This window comes from Isoptericola sp. BMS4, assembly GCF_011634835.1.
Taxonomy (GTDB): Bacteria; Actinomycetota; Actinomycetes; order Actinomycetales; family Cellulomonadaceae; genus Isoptericola.
Window position 1 is genome coordinate 1,449,603 of the sequence record NZ_SIRP01000001.1, and the last position, 14,471, is coordinate 1,464,073.

Annotated in this window: 13 protein-coding genes; 8 read left to right on the plus strand and 5 right to left on the minus strand. The window is 75.4% G+C overall.

The window, feature by feature from the left end:
• Positions 1-285: 285 nt before the first annotated feature.
• The 5 genes from sucC (at position 286) to EYB28_RS06535 (ending at position 5,474) form a co-directional block, all read left to right on the plus strand.
• Entirely contained in the window at positions 286-1,455 is a 1,170-nt protein-coding gene (sucC, locus tag EYB28_RS06515) for an ADP-forming succinate--CoA ligase subunit beta (RefSeq protein WP_166845854.1), read from the plus strand.
• Positions 1,456-1,492: 37 nt separating this feature from the next.
• Entirely contained in the window at positions 1,493-2,389 is an 897-nt protein-coding gene (gene sucD, locus EYB28_RS06520) for a succinate--CoA ligase subunit alpha (RefSeq protein WP_166845856.1), read from the plus strand.
• Between the two features lie 133 nt (positions 2,390-2,522).
• Complete coding sequence (locus tag EYB28_RS06525) at positions 2,523-3,767, plus strand: DUF6350 family protein (protein WP_166845858.1); 1,245 nt, start codon at positions 2,523-2,525, stop codon at positions 3,765-3,767.
• Positions 3,768-3,777: 10 nt separating this feature from the next.
• Positions 3,778-4,434 carry a phosphoribosylglycinamide formyltransferase gene (gene purN / locus EYB28_RS06530; protein ID WP_166845860.1) on the plus strand — a complete coding sequence of 219 codons (657 nt, stop codon included), beginning with the start codon at positions 3,778-3,780 and terminating at the stop codon, positions 4,432-4,434.
• A 77-nt stretch (positions 4,435-4,511) separates the two neighbouring features.
• Complete coding sequence (locus EYB28_RS06535) at positions 4,512-5,474, plus strand: helix-turn-helix transcriptional regulator (protein ID WP_166845862.1); 963 nt, start codon at positions 4,512-4,514, stop codon at positions 5,472-5,474.
• On the opposite strand, the gene EYB28_RS06540 is transcribed toward EYB28_RS06535, so the two are convergent.
• Both EYB28_RS06540 and EYB28_RS06545 read right to left on the minus strand, forming a co-directional pair.
• Positions 5,361-6,554, minus strand: coding sequence for an MFS transporter (locus EYB28_RS06540; protein WP_166845864.1), 1,194 nt, complete (start codon positions 6,552-6,554; stop codon positions 5,361-5,363). The two genes, EYB28_RS06535 and EYB28_RS06540, sit on opposite strands and share 114 nt — an antisense overlap.
• Before the next feature lie 75 nt (positions 6,555-6,629).
• Entirely contained in the window at positions 6,630-7,235 is a 606-nt protein-coding gene (locus EYB28_RS06545) for a helix-turn-helix transcriptional regulator (protein WP_205710857.1), read from the minus strand.
• Between the two features lie 96 nt (positions 7,236-7,331).
• Between EYB28_RS06545 and EYB28_RS06550 the strand changes: the two genes are divergently transcribed.
• Positions 7,332-8,696, plus strand: a complete 1,365-nt coding sequence (locus EYB28_RS06550; protein WP_166845866.1) for an MFS transporter — start codon at positions 7,332-7,334, stop codon at positions 8,694-8,696.
• A 19-nt stretch (positions 8,697-8,715) separates the two neighbouring features.
• Here EYB28_RS06550 and EYB28_RS06555 read toward each other — a convergent pair whose 3' ends face one another.
• Positions 8,716-9,528 (minus strand): hypothetical protein, encoded by an 813-nt coding sequence (locus EYB28_RS06555; protein ID WP_166845868.1) that lies wholly within the window; start codon positions 9,526-9,528, stop codon positions 8,716-8,718.
• A gap of 227 nt (positions 9,529-9,755) precedes the next feature.
• On the opposite strand from EYB28_RS06555, the gene purH reads away from it, so the two are divergent.
• Positions 9,756-11,378, plus strand: a complete 1,623-nt coding sequence (gene purH / locus EYB28_RS06560; RefSeq protein ID WP_205710858.1) for a bifunctional phosphoribosylaminoimidazolecarboxamide formyltransferase/IMP cyclohydrolase — start codon at positions 9,756-9,758, stop codon at positions 11,376-11,378.
• A 50-nt stretch (positions 11,379-11,428) separates the two neighbouring features.
• On the opposite strand, the gene EYB28_RS06565 is transcribed toward purH, so the two are convergent.
• Positions 11,429-12,736, minus strand: coding sequence for an NAD(P)/FAD-dependent oxidoreductase (locus EYB28_RS06565; protein WP_240930415.1), 1,308 nt, complete (start codon positions 12,734-12,736; stop codon positions 11,429-11,431).
• A 24-nt stretch (positions 12,737-12,760) separates the two neighbouring features.
• Here EYB28_RS06565 and EYB28_RS06570 point away from each other — a divergent pair, with 24 nt between their 5' ends.
• Positions 12,761-13,108, plus strand: coding sequence for a DUF3017 domain-containing protein (locus EYB28_RS06570; protein WP_240930416.1), 348 nt, complete (start codon positions 12,761-12,763; stop codon positions 13,106-13,108).
• Between the two features lie 98 nt (positions 13,109-13,206).
• Here the strand turns inward: EYB28_RS06570 and EYB28_RS06575 are convergent, their stop codons facing one another.
• The gene (locus EYB28_RS06575; protein ID WP_166845873.1) at positions 13,207-14,331 is read right to left on the minus strand and encodes an aquaporin; all 1,125 of its coding nucleotides are present in this window, start codon (positions 14,329-14,331) and stop codon (positions 13,207-13,209) included.
• Positions 14,332-14,471 lie beyond the last annotated feature (140 nt).

Consider the following 14,471-nt stretch of genomic DNA (forward strand, 5'->3'; position numbering starts at 1 on the left):
ACTCAACCGCCTACTCTTGACAGCCTGACGACGCGTGTTGCGACGACCGCTTGAACCCGCCGCGCCTGCGAGTTGTCAGGTTCAGCGCGGTGTATACCTCGCGCGGGGTCTGACAACTGGGGCGGGGGAGGTGTGGGATCGGTCACCCTGGACGCCGGTTTCTCGGCCGATGTTCCTGCCGTCTCGCGCAGCGGACTACCCTGGACGCGGTGTCTTGACGTCGAGACATCGTTCGTGCCGGCCTCTGCCGACCCAGGGGCACAACCGATGGAAGGACGCAGCAGGGTGGACCTGTTCGAATACCAGGCTCGCGACATCTTCGAGAAGCACGGCGTGCCCGTGCTGGGCGGCGTCGTCGCGACGACGCCCGAGGAGGCTCGCGCGGGTGCTCAGGAGCTCGGCGGCGGCACCGTCGTCGTCAAGGCCCAGGTGAAGACCGGGGGCCGCGGCAAGGCCGGCGGCGTCAAGCTGGCGCACTCGCCCGAGGAGGCGGAGCAGAAGGCCGAGGAGATCCTCGGCATGGACATCAAGGGCCACACGGTGCACCGCGTGATGGTCGCCCAGGGCGCGAAGATCGCCGAGGAGTTCTACTTCTCCGTGCTCCTGGACCGGTCGAACCGCAACTACCTCGCCATGTGCTCCGTCGAGGGCGGCATGGAGATCGAGCAGCTCGCCGTCGAGCGCCCGGAGGCCCTCGCCAAGGTCGCGGTCGACCCCATCGTCGGCATCGACGAGGCCAAGGCCGCCGAGATCGTCGAGACGGCCGGCTTCGCCGACGACCTCAAGGCCCCGGTGGCCGACGTCATCCAGAAGCTCTGGACGGTCTTCACCGCCGAGGACGCGACCCTCGTCGAGGTCAACCCGCTGGTCCGCACCTCCGGCGGCGCGATCATCGCCCTCGACGGCAAGGTCTCGCTCGACGACAACGCCTCCGAGGTCCGCCACCCCGACCACGAGGCGCTGGAGGACAAGGAGGCCGCCGACCCGCTCGAGGCCAAGGCCAAGGCCAACGGCCTCAACTACGTCAAGCTCGACGGCGAGGTCGGCATCATCGGCAACGGCGCGGGTCTCGTGATGAGCACCCTCGACGTCGTCGCCTACGCCGGCGAGAAGCACGGCGACGTCAAGCCGGCCAACTTCCTCGACATCGGCGGCGGCGCGAACGCGAAGGTCATGGCGAACGGCCTCGACGTCATCCTGGGCGACCCGCAGGTCAAGAGCGTGTTCGTCAACGTCTTCGGCGGCATCACCGCGTGCGACGAGGTCGCCAAGGGCATCGTCGGCGCGCTGGAGATCCTCGGCGACGAGGCCACCAAGCCGCTCGTCGTGCGCCTGGACGGCAACAACGTGGACCTCGGGCGCTCCATCCTGCGCGAGGCGAACCACCCCCTCGTGACCCTGGCCGAGACGATGGACGGCGGCGCCGACAAGGCAGCCGAGCTGGCCAACGCCTGATCGCCCCCGGACCGCAGAGAGTAGAGACCAGAACAGCATGTCGATCTACCTGAACTCCGACTCGAAGATCATCGTCCAGGGCATCACCGGCGGGATGGGTGCCAAGCACACCGCCCTGATGCTCGACTCGGGCGCGCAGATCGTGGGCGGCGTCAACGCCCGCAAGGCCGGCACGACGGTCGAGCACAAGGACCACGAGGGCAACGACGTCACGCTGCCCGTCTTCGGCACCGTCAAGGAGGCGATGGCGGAGACCGGCGCGAACGTGTCGGTCCTGTTCGTCCCGCCGGCCTTCACCAAGGACGCCGCGATCGAGGCCATCGACGCCGAGATGCCGCTCATCGTCGTCATCACCGAGGGCGTGCCCGTCCAGGACTCCGCCGAGGTGTGGGCGTACCTGCAGGGCAAGAGCACCCGCATGATCGGCCCGAACTGCCCCGGCATCATCACGCCCGGCGAGTCGCTCGCCGGCATCACCCCGCACACCATCACCGGCAAGGGCCCGATCGGACTCGTGTCGAAGTCGGGCACGCTGACCTACCAGATGATGTACGAGCTGAAGGACCTCGGGTTCTCCACCGCCATCGGCATCGGCGGCGACCCGGTCATCGGCACCACGCACATCGACGCGCTCGAGGCCTTCGAGAACGACCCGGAGACCAAGGCGATCGTCATGATCGGCGAGATCGGCGGCGACGCCGAGGAGCGCGCGGCGGCATACATCTCCGAGCACGTGACCAAGCCGGTCGTCGGCTACGTCGCGGGCTTCACCGCCCCCGAGGGCAAGACGATGGGCCACGCGGGCGCCATCGTGTCCGGCTCCGCCGGCACCGCGCAGGCCAAGAAGGAGGCCCTCGAGGCCGTCGGCGTCAAGGTCGGCAAGACGCCGTCCGAGACCGCCTCCCTCATGCGCGAGATCCTGCAGGCGCTCTGACGCCCCTCTGACGCGGTCCGACCGCCTGCGGACCGCCCGACGGCGCCCGACCCCGCACCGGGGCCGGGCGCCGTCTGCGTCCTCCCACGTGTGTCTGCGCGACCGGCCGCCGTTCGCGGGTGACCATGGGCGGGTGAGCGCACCCTCAGGCACGAACGCCGCCCGGCCCGGGCGCACCGTCGACGCCGCCGAGCGGCCCCCGCGCGGCGAACGGTTCGCGGCCGTCACGTCCGGAGCGTGGGCGGCGCTGCAGGCGGTCGTCCTGTCGTACGCGGTCGTCGCGCTGCTCGCGGTCGTCGGCGTCCTCGGCGCCGCGCAGTCCCCGGACGCCGCGTGGACGTCGGCGCTCGGCGTCGCGACGTGGTTCTGGCTGCTCGGCCACGGGGTCCCCGTGGCCGCGGGCGGCGCGACGGTCACCCTCGTACCGCTCGGCATCGGCGCGCTCGCGCTCTTCACCTCGTACGTGAGCACGAAGCGCTCGACGCTGCCCACCCTCGCCGGATGGGTCGGCTCGACGGTCACGTACACCCTCCTGACGGTGGTGCTGGCCGCGCTCGCCGGCGGCGCCCCCGACCCCACCACGAGCGTGGCGCCCGTGGTCGCCCTCGCGGGCCTCGGCGGGGCCGTCGTCGGCGGGGGAGGAGCCGCGCTGGGGCTGCTCGCCCAGCCGGACGGCCCGGAGCCCGTCCGTCCCGGCGGACGGATCGACCGCTGGGTGCCCGACGTGCTGCGTCTCGGCATGCGGGCCGCCGTCGTCGCGCTCGCGCTCCTCGTCGGCGCGGGCGCCCTGCTGACGCTGGTGTGGGTCGTCGCCGGCCGCGCGACGTCGGACGACATCGTCACCGGGCTCGACCCCGGCTGGATCGGTGGCGTCGTGCTGGCCGCCGCTCAGCTCGCGCTGCTGCCCAACCTCGTGGTGTGGGCCACGGCCTGGCTCGCCGGGCCCGGGTTCGCGGTCGGGCAGGGCACGGCCTTCGCCACCACCGGGACCGTCGCGGGTCCGCTGCCCGCGGTGCCGCTGCTCGCCGCGCTCCCGGGCCCCGACTGGGCGGGGCCGGCCGCCGTCGTGTGGGGTCCGGCGGTCGTGGTCGCGACCGGCGTCGTCGCGGGGGTGTTCGCGTGGCGGCGGCTCAACCCCGACGTCGTGCGCTGGCAGGACCTCTCCTGGGTGGTCGGCGGGCTCGTCGTCGTGACGGGCGTCATGACGGCGCTGCTGCAGTGGTGGGCCGGTGGCGCCGCGGGCTCGGGCCGGCTGTCCGACGTCGGCGCGTCGCCGTTCGTCACGGCCGGGGTGGTCGCCGCGGAGGTCGGCGCAGGGGCCGCGGCCGCGCTCGCGTGGGGGCACCTGGGGCTCTCGGAGCGTCTGCGCCGCCGGTAGGGTGAGCGGCGTGCAGACCCCGTCCGGCCACCCCGTCGCCGCCACCTCGCCGGAGTCCACCCGCCAGGCCCGGCTCGTCGTCCTCGCGTCCGGCGGGGGGTCGAACCTCGCCGCGCTGCTCGCCGCCCACGACGACGTCGCCTATGGGGCGCGCGTCGTCGGCGTCGTCTCCGACAAGCCGGACGCCGGGGCGCTGACCCTCGCCCAGGACGCCGGGGTCGCGTCCGTCGTCGTCGCGCCGAAGGACTTCACCGACCGGGCGGCGTGGAACGACGGCGTCGCCGAGGCGGTGGCGGTCTTCCGGCCGGACTACGTGGTGCTCGCCGGGTTCATGCGCATCCTGGCGCCGTCGTTCGTCGACCGGTTCGCGGGGCGGATCGTCAACACGCACCCGGCGCTGCTGCCGTCGTTCCCCGGCGCGCACGGCGTCCGCGACGCCCTGGCCCACGGGGTGCGGGTCACCGGCTGCACGGTGCACGTCGTGGACTCGGGCGTGGACACCGGCCCGATCATCGCCCAGGCGGCCGTGCCCGTGGCCGACGACGACGACGAGGCGTCGCTGCACGAACGGATCAAGGTGGCCGAGCGGGCGCTGCTCGTCGAGACCGTCGGCCGGGTCGCCCGCGAGGGCCTGCGGATCGAGGGTCGGCGCGCGATCGTCGGCTGACCCCCAGCGGCCGCGCTCCCACCGACCCGACCCCGCGCCGCCGGAATACCCGGCACCGCGACGGCGCTGGCACGCACGTGAGCGTCATCGACATCGCACGCCCCGCGTCACCTGTCCGGCACCGGCAGGCGACGGCCGCGCCGCCGGCCCTGACCGCCGACCCCGACTGGCGGCTGTCCGGCATGCGCCGGGTCACGCTCGCCGACGGCGCGGTGCTCACGGACGGTGGCGGGCCCCGCTGGCTGCTGGTGCTGGAGGGCGCGGTCCGGCTCGAGACGGCGACGCGCACGGATCCCCTGGCCGCGGGCGACGCGGCGCTCGTGGCCGCGTGCACCGCGCACCGGGTCGTCGCCGCGGGCCGGGCGGTCGTCGTGGCGGCCGCGCTGCACGCGACCGACCGGCACGGGCTGCCCAGCCCGTTCGTCGTCCGGGGCTTCGCGACCCGGCATGCAGGGATCGCCGCCCTGGTGCGGGCGTGCCCCCTCGACGACGACGGGTGCGCCCGACCCGCGCTGTTCTCCGCGAGCTACGCCGGGCTCCTCGGCGCGGCGCTGACGGCCTCGTGGCTGGACGAGCGGCGCCCGGGCGACCCTGCCGCCGTGCCCGAGGGCGAGCGGGACCCCGTGGTGGCGGCGGTCCTGGCCGCGGTGCACGCGAGCCCGGGGGAGCCGTGGACCACCGAACGGATGGCTCGGGCCGTGCACCTGTCGCGCTCCGCGCTCGGCGAGCGGTTCCGCCGCACGCTCGGCCGTGGCCCGGTCGAGGTGCTGCGCGAGGCCAGGATGCGCGCGGCGCGCCAGCTGCTGCGCGACCCCGCGCGGCCGGTCGAGCACGTGGCGCACGCCGTGGGGTACGGGTCCACGGCCGCGTTCAGCCGGGCGTTCTCCGCCCACCACGGCCTCGGCCCGCAGGCCTGGCGCCGTGGGTCAGGCGCGGGGAGTGCGCACGACGGCGAAGGTGATCCCCGCCGCGACGGCCGCGGCGGCCCCGGCGAGCAGGGCGGCCGTCAGGCCGTACCGGTCCAGGAGCGCGCCTCCTGAGGCCGCCCCCAGGGTGATCGCCACCTGGAACGCCGTGACCTGGAGCGCCAGCGCCGACTCGGTGCGCCGCGGCTCCGCTCGCGTCATCCACAGCTGCGTCGCGACCGGGACCATGTTGAACGCCAGGCCCCACAGCACGACCGCGACCGCGAGCACCGCCACCGTGGACGCGGCCGCCGTGAGCAGGAGGCTCGCGGCCAGCAGCAGCGGGCCGGTCGTCACGAGGAGCCGCAGACGGCCGGCGAGCCGCCCGGCGGTGAGGTTGCCGACCAGGCCGCCGGCGCCCCACGCGAGCAGGAGCCACGCGGTCGCCCCCGGTGCGACGTCGGCGACGGCGAGCCGGATGTAGGGGTAGGCGGCGAAGTTGCCGAACGCGACGAGGACGATCGCGGCCGCGCCGGCGACGAGGCGGCGGTTCGCGAGCGCCTCACGGAGCATCGTCAGGCCCGCGGACGGGGCGGGCGGCACCGACGGCAGCGTGCGTGCCAGGGCGACCGCGGCCAGGGCGGTGACCGCCGTGGCCGCCCCGAACACGGCGCGCCAGCCGATCCGGTCGCCGACGACGGAGGCCAGCGGGACGCCGGCGATCGTCGCGACCGTGACGCCCAGGGCGATGGCGGTGGAGACCGCCGGCGCGCGGCCCGGTACGGCGCGGATGCCCGCGGCGAACGCGAAGGCCCAGTAGCCGGACAGCGCCACCCCGAGCAGGAGCCGGCCGACGAGCAGCACGGCGAAGCCCGGTGCGAGCGCCACGGCGAGGTTCGCGACGGCCGCGAGGACGAGCAGGCTCACCAGCACGGTGCGCCGGTCGGCCCGCGGCAGGACGACGGCGATGCTCGGTGCGGTGAGCGCGCCGGCGACGGCGGTGACGGCGACGGCCAGGCCGGCGGTCCCCTCGCTGACTCCCACGTCGGCGGCCATGGCGGGCAGCACGCTGGCGGGCAGGAACTCGCTCGCGACGATCGCGGCGATGCCTGCCGCCAGTGCGACGACGGGGGTCCAGGACGGACGCGACTCGGGTCGGGCCGCTCCGGTGACGGACGGGGCGGGGGACGTGGTGGGCGGTGTGCTCTCGGCCATGCGACCAGCGTCGGCGCGTGCCGCCGGCCGTGGTTGATCGATCGGCCGGGGCGGTTGACCGGACGGCCGGTCAGGTCAGCGCGCGGCGGCCTCGGAGCCACCGGTCGTGCCGGCGTCGTCCGTGTCCCGGTCGCCCCGGGGGTCGTCGCGGGGGGCCACGGCGAGCAGGGTCTGGTAGACCTCGCGCGCCACGTCGGGCTCCGCGCGGGAGTCGGCGAGGCTGCGGTCCGCCCACCGGGTGAGCACCTCGGCGAGCTCGTGCACGAGGGTGGCTGCCTCGTCCCGGGTGAGCAGGAGCGTGGTGAGCATGAACGTGCGTCCGCCGCGCGCCGCCTCGTGGCTGGTGTGGGCGAAGACGTCGGACAGCCAGTCGATCGTGGGGCGCAGGATCAGCTCGGCGGCGTTCCCGGCGTCGGGTTTGACGTCGTAGCTCTGGGCGACGGGTGTCCAGACGCGGTCGCGCTTGTCCCGCGCGTGCTCCGGGGCCTCGGTGATCATCCCGGCCTTCGCGAGGACCCGGAGGTGGAAGCTCACCGAGTTGGCGGGCTCTCCGACGGCCCGGGCGAGGTCCGCGGCCCGGGCGTGCTCCATCACGGCGAGCTGCATGAGCAGCTTCTGGCGCAGGGGGTGCGCGATGGCGCGCAGCGCCGCCGGGTCGCTGACCTCCATGGACTCCCGCACGGCACGAGCCTAGCAACGTCGCGCACGGGAGGTTGCGCAACCGACCATGCGCAATGACTATTGCGCAACAAGTGTTGCGGGTCTATCGTCTGGACCATGACCACCGCATCCAGCGCGACCGACGGCCTCACCGGCCACGACGACCGCTCCACCGAGGGCGCCGAGGGCGCCGAAGGCACGGAGAACACGGCGAGCACCGAGGCCTCCGGCGACGCCGGGCCCTCGCCGCTGCGCCGCAACCGCCCCTACCTGCTGCTCATGACGGGGCTCACCGCGGACTCCGTCGGCGGCAGCGTCACGATGTTCGCGGTCCCGCTCGTCGCCCTGGCGCTCACGGGGTCGGCGACCGCCGCCGGCGTGATCGCCGCCGTCGGGAACCTCGGCGCCCTGCTGGCGACCCTGCCCGCCGGCGTGGTCGCCGACCGGGCCGACCGGCGGCGCCTCATCGTCACCAGCGCGGGCGTGGGCGCCCTGCTCTGGGGCTCCGTCGTGGTGGCCGGGGCGCTCGGCGCGCTGCGGCCGTGGCACCTCGCCGCCGCACTGTTCGGGGCCGCGGTGGCGCGCACCTTCGTCGACCCCGCGGTGAGCGGCGCGTTCCGCGCGGTCGTCCCCGCCCCCCAGCTGCCCACGGCGTTCGCCGCGGCGCAGGGGAGGGACGCGGCGGCGGAGATGCTCGGGCGGCCGCTCGGCGGGGTCCTCTACGGCCTGGCCGCCGTCGTCCCCTTCGTCGGCGCCGCCGTCGGCCAGGCCGTCGCCGCGGTCTGCGCCTGGTGCGTCCGGGCCCCGCTGAACGGCGACCTCGCCGAGGCGCGACGGACCAGCCCTGTGGCCGCCCTGCGCGAAGGGCTGCGCTACGTCTGGTCGATGCCGCTGTTCCGCGCCTGCCTGGGGCTCTTCGTCGTCATCAACGTCGCGCTCGGCGGCATCATGATCGGGATCAACCTCGAGCTGGCGCGCACTGGGACGCCGCCGGTCCTCATCGGGGTGTTCAGCGCCGTCGCGGCCGGCGCGATGCTCGCGGGGTCGTTCCTGGCGCCGCTCCTGGTGCGCCGCCTGCGCCTGGCGGGCTCCACGCTGCTCGCCCTGGGCGTCCTCGTCGCCAGCCTCGCCGGGATGGCCGCGGCCCAGACCTATACGGCCTACGTGGTGCTCATCGGCGTCGGCGCGCTGCTGGTCCCGACCGTGAACTCGGCGCTCGCGGGCTACACGGCGGCCGTGACGCCGCCACGGCTGCAGGGCCGCCTGAGCTCCGTGCTGGGGCTGAGCGGGCTCGCGGCCGCCCCGCTCGCGCCGCTCGTGGGCGGCGCGCTCCTCGACGCAGGCGGCATCGGCGTCGTCCTGTGGGCCCTCGTCGTCCTCATGGCCGTCACGGTGGCCGCGCTGTGCGGCGTGCGCGCGCTGTGGCGGGTCGGCACCCCGGACACGTGGGCCGACGACGCGCTCACGGTGCCCGCCCCGTGATCTCCCCGGGCGGGGAGGTTCAGACCGAGCGCGGGTCGTCGACCCGGCGCCCGTCCAGGAGCACGACGACGTCGAGACCGTCCGGTGCGTGCGAGCGAGCGGTCCGCACGCGCTTCCAGGTGGCGTCGAGCTCGTCGCGGCTCGGGACTTCGACGACGACCCGGCGCCGGGCGCCGTCGAGGGAGAACCGGGGGTCCAGGTCGGCGAGCTCGGAGACGGCGGCGAGCTCCTCCCGCGCCACGTCCAGGTCGGAGAGCGTCTCCGCCGAGGCGAGCGGCCCCATCGAGCCGCCGGTGATCGTGATCCCGGCGGGCACCAGGCCGCGGTGCTCGGCGAAGGTCTCGACCAGCGTCGTCGTCCACCCGAGCAGGTCGGTGTACGGGTGGGTCAGGTAGACCGTCACCCCGTGCGCCCGCGGGTCCCACTGGACCCACACGGCGGGCGTCGTGCGGTCGCCGGGGTACTCGTCGACGAGCCCCGCGCTCCCTGCCAGGACGAGGACGTCCACAGCGCGGGTGTCGGTCTTGTCGTCCTCGCCGTACACGGTCGTCTCGGCCGGGTCGAGGACCAGCTTCCACCTGCCCTCGCCCACGGCCGAGGACGCGGCCCGTGCCTGCTCGACGGTGACGCCCTCGGCCAGGCGGATCTCCTGCTCGAGGGGCCCGACGGTCACCTCGGCCACGCCCGGGAGCGCGCTGAGCTCGTCGTGCAGCCGCTGGTCCCGCACGGCGTCGGACGTGGACCAGCGGTGGACCGCCGTCCCCACGACGACGGCGATCACCGCGACGACGAAGATCGCCGCCATCCGGTCCTGCTTCCTGTCGGCTCGCATGCCGTCACGTTAGGGGGAGGCCGAGACCACGGGCCGAGGTTGTCCACAGGTGCCGGGGGAACGTTCGGTAGGATCGGCGTGGCCGTGACTGGCGAAGGTGGAGTCACCACCGGGGAGCGGCCGACCCGACCCGTGCGCCCCGAGCCCGCGGGCCGGGCCACACCGTGCGCGCCGCCCGCCTGGGTGCCAGGGTTTCCGCGAAGACACGCCTGCGAGGAGACCACCCGATGTCCGGCATCCCCACCACTCCCGACGTCCGGCTCGCCGACGACGCGCGCCGCCCCGTGCGACGCGCGCTGCTGAGCGTCTACGACAAGACCGGCCTGACCGAGCTCGCCGTCGCCCTGCACGCGGCCGGGGTCGAGCTCGTGTCCACCGGCTCCACCGCCGCACGGATCGCCGACGCCGGTGTGCCCGTCACCCGCGTCGAGGAGCTCACCGGGTTCCCCGAGTGCCTCGAGGGCCGCGTCAAGACGCTGCACCCGCGTGTGCACGCCGGCATCCTCGCCGACACGCGCAAGGCCGACCACCTCGACCAGCTCGCCGAGCTGGAGATCGACCCGTTCGAGCTCGTCGTCGTGAACCTCTACCCGTTCGCCGCGACCGTCGCGTCCGGCGCGGCGCCCGACGACGTCGTCGAGCAGATCGACATCGGGGGGCCGTCCATGGTGCGTGCGGCGGCGAAGAACCACCCGAGCGTCGCCGTCGTCGTCGACCCGGCCCGCTACGACGACGTCATCGCCGCCGTGACCGACGGCGGGTTCACCTTCGCCCAGCGCAAGCACCTCGCCGCCGCCGCGTTCGCGCACACCGCCCAGTACGACGTCGCCGTGTCCTCCTGGTTCGCCAGCGTCTACGCGCCCGACGAGGCCGCGCGGGAGACGGGCCTGCCGGCCGTCGCCGGTGCCGTGTTCGAGCGGACCGCGACGCTGCGGTACGGCGAGAACCCGCACCAGAGCGCCGCGCTGTACGGCCGCGCGGACCGGGCGACGGGGCTCGCGCAGGCCACGCAGCTGCACGGCAAGGCGATGAGCTACAACAACTACGTCGACGCCGACGCCGCCTGGCGGGCCGCGCACGACCACGACCGGCCCGCCGTCGCGATCATCAAGCACGCCAACCCGTGCGGCATCGCCGTCGGGGACGACGTCGCCCAGGCGCACGCCCGCGCCCACGCCACCGACCCCGTCTCCGCCTACGGCGGCGTCGTCGCCGCCAACCGGGTGGTCACCCAGGCCGCCGCGGAGCAGATCGCTCCGGTGTTCACGGAGGTCGTGGTGGCCCCCGGGTTCGAGCCCGAGGCCCTCGAGGTGCTCCAGGCCAAGAAGAACGTCCGCCTGCTCGTGGTCGACTCGCCGCCGGCCGCGGTCGCCGAGAACCGCCCGATCTCCGGCGGCATGCTCGTCCAGGAGGTCGACCGGTACCAGGCCGAGGGCGACGACCCGGCGTCGTGGACGCTCGCCGCCGGCGAGGCCGCCGACGAGGCCACCCTCGCCGACCTCGCCTTCGCGTGGAAGGCCGTGCGCGCCGCGAAGTCCAACGCCATCCTGCTCGCGGCCGACGGCGCCGCCGTCGGGATCGGCATGGGCCAGGTCAACCGCGTCGACTCGTGCCGCCTGTCCGTCGAGCGCGCCAACGCCCTCGCCGACGGCGCCGAGCGCGCCCGCGGCGCCGTCGCGGCCTCCGACGCGTTCTTCCCGTTCGCCGACGGCCTGCAGGTGCTCCTCGACGCGGGCGTGCGCGCCGTCGTGCAGCCCGGCGGGTCGATCCGGGACGCCGAGGTGATCGAGGCGGCGCAGGCCGCCGGCGTCACGATGTACTTCACCGGGACGCGGCACTTCGCGCACTGACGTCGTTCTCCCGGCCCTCGGCGTCGCCCGGGCGGCCGGGCGGGACAGGATCAGCCTGCGACGGCGGTCTTGAGGCGGACCGTGGGGTCGGTGGCGCGCTCCAGGTCGAGGCGGAGAGCCTGGCCGCGGTTCATCAGCCGCCGCACGCCGCCGACGTCGCGGGGCGAGTCGACCAGCAGGACGGCCCGCACGGTCGCCACCCCGTCCGCGCTGTCCGCGACCGGGTCGAGGTACAGCGCCGCCCACGGGCCGTCGCCCGGCGCACCGCGCAGCAGCACGGGGGAGTCGGGCGCCGGCAGCCCGAGCAGCGCGAGGTCGTGCCCGAGCTGCTGGGAGAACACGTACGGCGCGTGGTGCGACCCGCCCTCGACACCCAGCATCGCCCGCGCGGTCGTGTCGGGGTCGTGGAGCGCCGCCGACCAGTGCCCGCCGGGCACCGTGCCGAAGACCGGGTGCGTGCGGGACGCGACGTCGCCCACCGCCCACACGCGCGGCTGCCCGGGCACCGAGCCGTCGCGACCCGTGTGCAGGCTGCCGCGCGCGTCCAGCGGCAGGGTGCCTTCCAGCCAGCGCGACGCCGGCCGCGCGCCGACCGCCGCGAGCACGAGGTCCGCCGGGACGTCCTCGCCGGAGGCCAGCGTCACTCCGTCGCGGCGCACCGCGGCCACCGGGGCGCCCGTGCGCAGGCGCACGCCCGCCGCCGTGTACCAGGGCTCCAGGTGGGTGCCGACGTCCGCGCCCAGCTGGCGGTGCAGCGGGCTCGGCGCCGCCTCGACCACGGTGACGTCCGCGCCGGCGCCCGCGGCCACGCCCGCGATCTCCGCGCCGATCCAGCCGGCGCCCACCACCACGAGCCGCAGCCCGGGCCGTGCGCGCAGCGCCGACCGCAGCCGCTCCGCGTCGGCGGCCGTGTGCAGGACGTCCGCGGCCTCCCAGCCGGCGGGGCGCAGCGGCTCGGACCCGACGGCGAGGACCACGGCGTCGGCGGCGTGCTCGCCGTCGGCGGTGGCCACGACGACGCCGTCGACGCCCGGGCGCAGGCCGGTGGCCGGGGAGGAGAGCCGGACGTCGTCCGCCAGCTTCTCCACGTCGACGCCGATGTCCTCGCTCAGCCACACGGGCTCCGGACGGGTCAGCAGCTCCTTGGACAGCGGCGGGCGGTCGTACGGCGGCACGCCCTCCGCCCCGAGGACGGTGACCCGGCCGTCGAAACCGTGCTCGCGCAGGCCCGCGACGGTCTGCGCGGCGGCCAGGCCGGCCCCGACGACGGTCACCGACCTCAGGTCGGGAGCCGGCGGGCGGGCCGGGGCGCGGTGCGACGTGTCGGGCGACGGCTGGGACGCGGTCCTGATGCTCACCATCCGAGAGTAGGCTCGGCTCCCGTGGATCCCCGAGCGCAGCACGAACCGGCGGACCGAGACCCCGGGCCCGCGCAGGGCGGGGAAGCCGTCGGGACCCCCCCGCCCGGGCGCGTCGCCGGGCCCGACGCCACCGTCGTGGTGATGGTGGCGGGCATCGTCCTGGCCGTCGTGCTCGGGCTCCTCGTCGGCGCACGGCTCGGGACACTGACGATCGCCGTCACACTGGCCACCGCCGGTGTCTGGCGGGCGACGGCGCCCGCGGGGCCGCCCGGGCTCGTGGTCCGCAGCCGCGGGTTCGACGTCGTCACCTGCTGGGGGACGGCCGCCGTGATCGGTGTGCTGGCGGTCACCGCGCCCGGGCTGGGCTGAGCCTCGGTCGGGCGACGGCGCGGCCCGACGAGTAGTGCACCGAGGGCCGGCTCCCGGGGGAGCCGGCCCTCGGCCGTGTCAGGGCGTGCCGCCGCGCGTCAGGACTTGGGGTCCTCGTCGGTCGTGTCCCGGTCGGTGGTGGCCGGCCGCTCGGTGGTGCCGTCGGTCGTGTCCTCGGCCACGTCGTCGGCCGTGTCGTCGCCCGCGTCGCCGGCGACGCCGTCGGTCGCGTCGTCCGCCGGCGTCGCGCCCTCGACCGGCGTCGCGTCCGCGTCCGTCCGCTGCGCGGCGTCCGGCTCGGCGCCGGCGTCGTCCCACTCGGGGGTGTCGGCGTCGCCGGGCGCGGTGACCGCGCCGTCGTCGACGACATCGTGCTGGTCCGCGGCGAGCACCGCGACCGCCGGTACCGGCGAGAACGCCCGGTAGAACAGCGCCGCCAGCGCGGCACCGGCCAGCGGGGCGACCACGAACACCCACAGCTGACCCCACGTCCAGCCGCCACCGAAGACGGCGGACGCGAACGAGCGCGCCGGGTTCAGCGACCCGTTCGTCACGGGCCACGCGACCACGAGCATGGCCCCGAGCGTCAGGCCGATGACGACGGGGGAGTAGGAGACCGTGGTGCGCTTGCCGGTCACGCCGAGGATGACGGCGACGAAGACCGCCGTGACGATCACCTCGACGAGGACCGCCGACCACATCGTGAACTCGACCGGCGTGCCCCCCTGCTGCGCGGCCGACGCCGTCAGCGTGGCGGCGGGGGAGTGTGCGCCGAAACCGTTGGCGGTGCCCTGGAAGAACTCCGCCTTGGTGGTTGCCTGCGCGAAGGGCAGGACCGACTCGGGGATGATCGAGAACATCACGGCCGCGGCGGCGGTGCCGCCAACGAGCTGGGCGACCCAATACCATACGAGGTAGCGCCAGGGAGATCGGCCCGCGAGCGTCAGCCCGAACGTCACGGCCGGGTTGAAGTGCCCGCCGGAGATGCTCCCGACCGCGGCGATGGCGCCCATGACGAGGATGCCCCCCGCGAGCGCGACCGGGAGGATCTGGCCGCCGTTGAACAGGTTGAACGTGGCAGTGCCGACGATCCCCAGCACGAGGACGAAGGTGCCGAAGGCTTCTGCGGCGAGTCGGGCGAACAGGCCGTGCTCGGGCGTGTCGAGGGCCGCGTCGTCGGCGACCGCAGGCGTGCCGCCGGCGGCGGCGATGTCCTGGGACATGAGGGTCCTTCTCTGCTCGGGAGACGGGTGCGCCGGCCCCGGAGGGGACCGGTCGTCGGCGGTCCGTGCGGGCCGCGCGGCGCATGCTTCCACCGGGTGCTGAACGGGCGCTGAGACGCCCGCCACGGCGGTGGCCTGCT

Coding starts and splice junctions, on each gene's coding strand:
- sucD (WP_166845856.1), top strand. CDS start 1,493: ATGTCGATCTACCTGAACTCCGACTCGAAGATCATCGTCCAGGGCATC.
- EYB28_RS06540 (WP_166845864.1), bottom strand. CDS start 6,554: ATGGCCGAGAGCACACCGCCCACCACGTCCCCCGCCCCGTCCGTCACC.
- EYB28_RS06550 (WP_166845866.1), top strand. CDS start 7,332: ATGACCACCGCATCCAGCGCGACCGACGGCCTCACCGGCCACGACGAC.
- EYB28_RS06555 (WP_166845868.1), bottom strand. CDS start 9,528: ATGCGAGCCGACAGGAAGCAGGACCGGATGGCGGCGATCTTCGTCGTC.
- purH (WP_205710858.1), top strand. CDS start 9,756: ATGTCCGGCATCCCCACCACTCCCGACGTCCGGCTCGCCGACGACGCG.
- EYB28_RS06575 (WP_166845873.1), bottom strand. CDS start 14,331: ATGTCCCAGGACATCGCCGCCGCCGGCGGCACGCCTGCGGTCGCCGAC.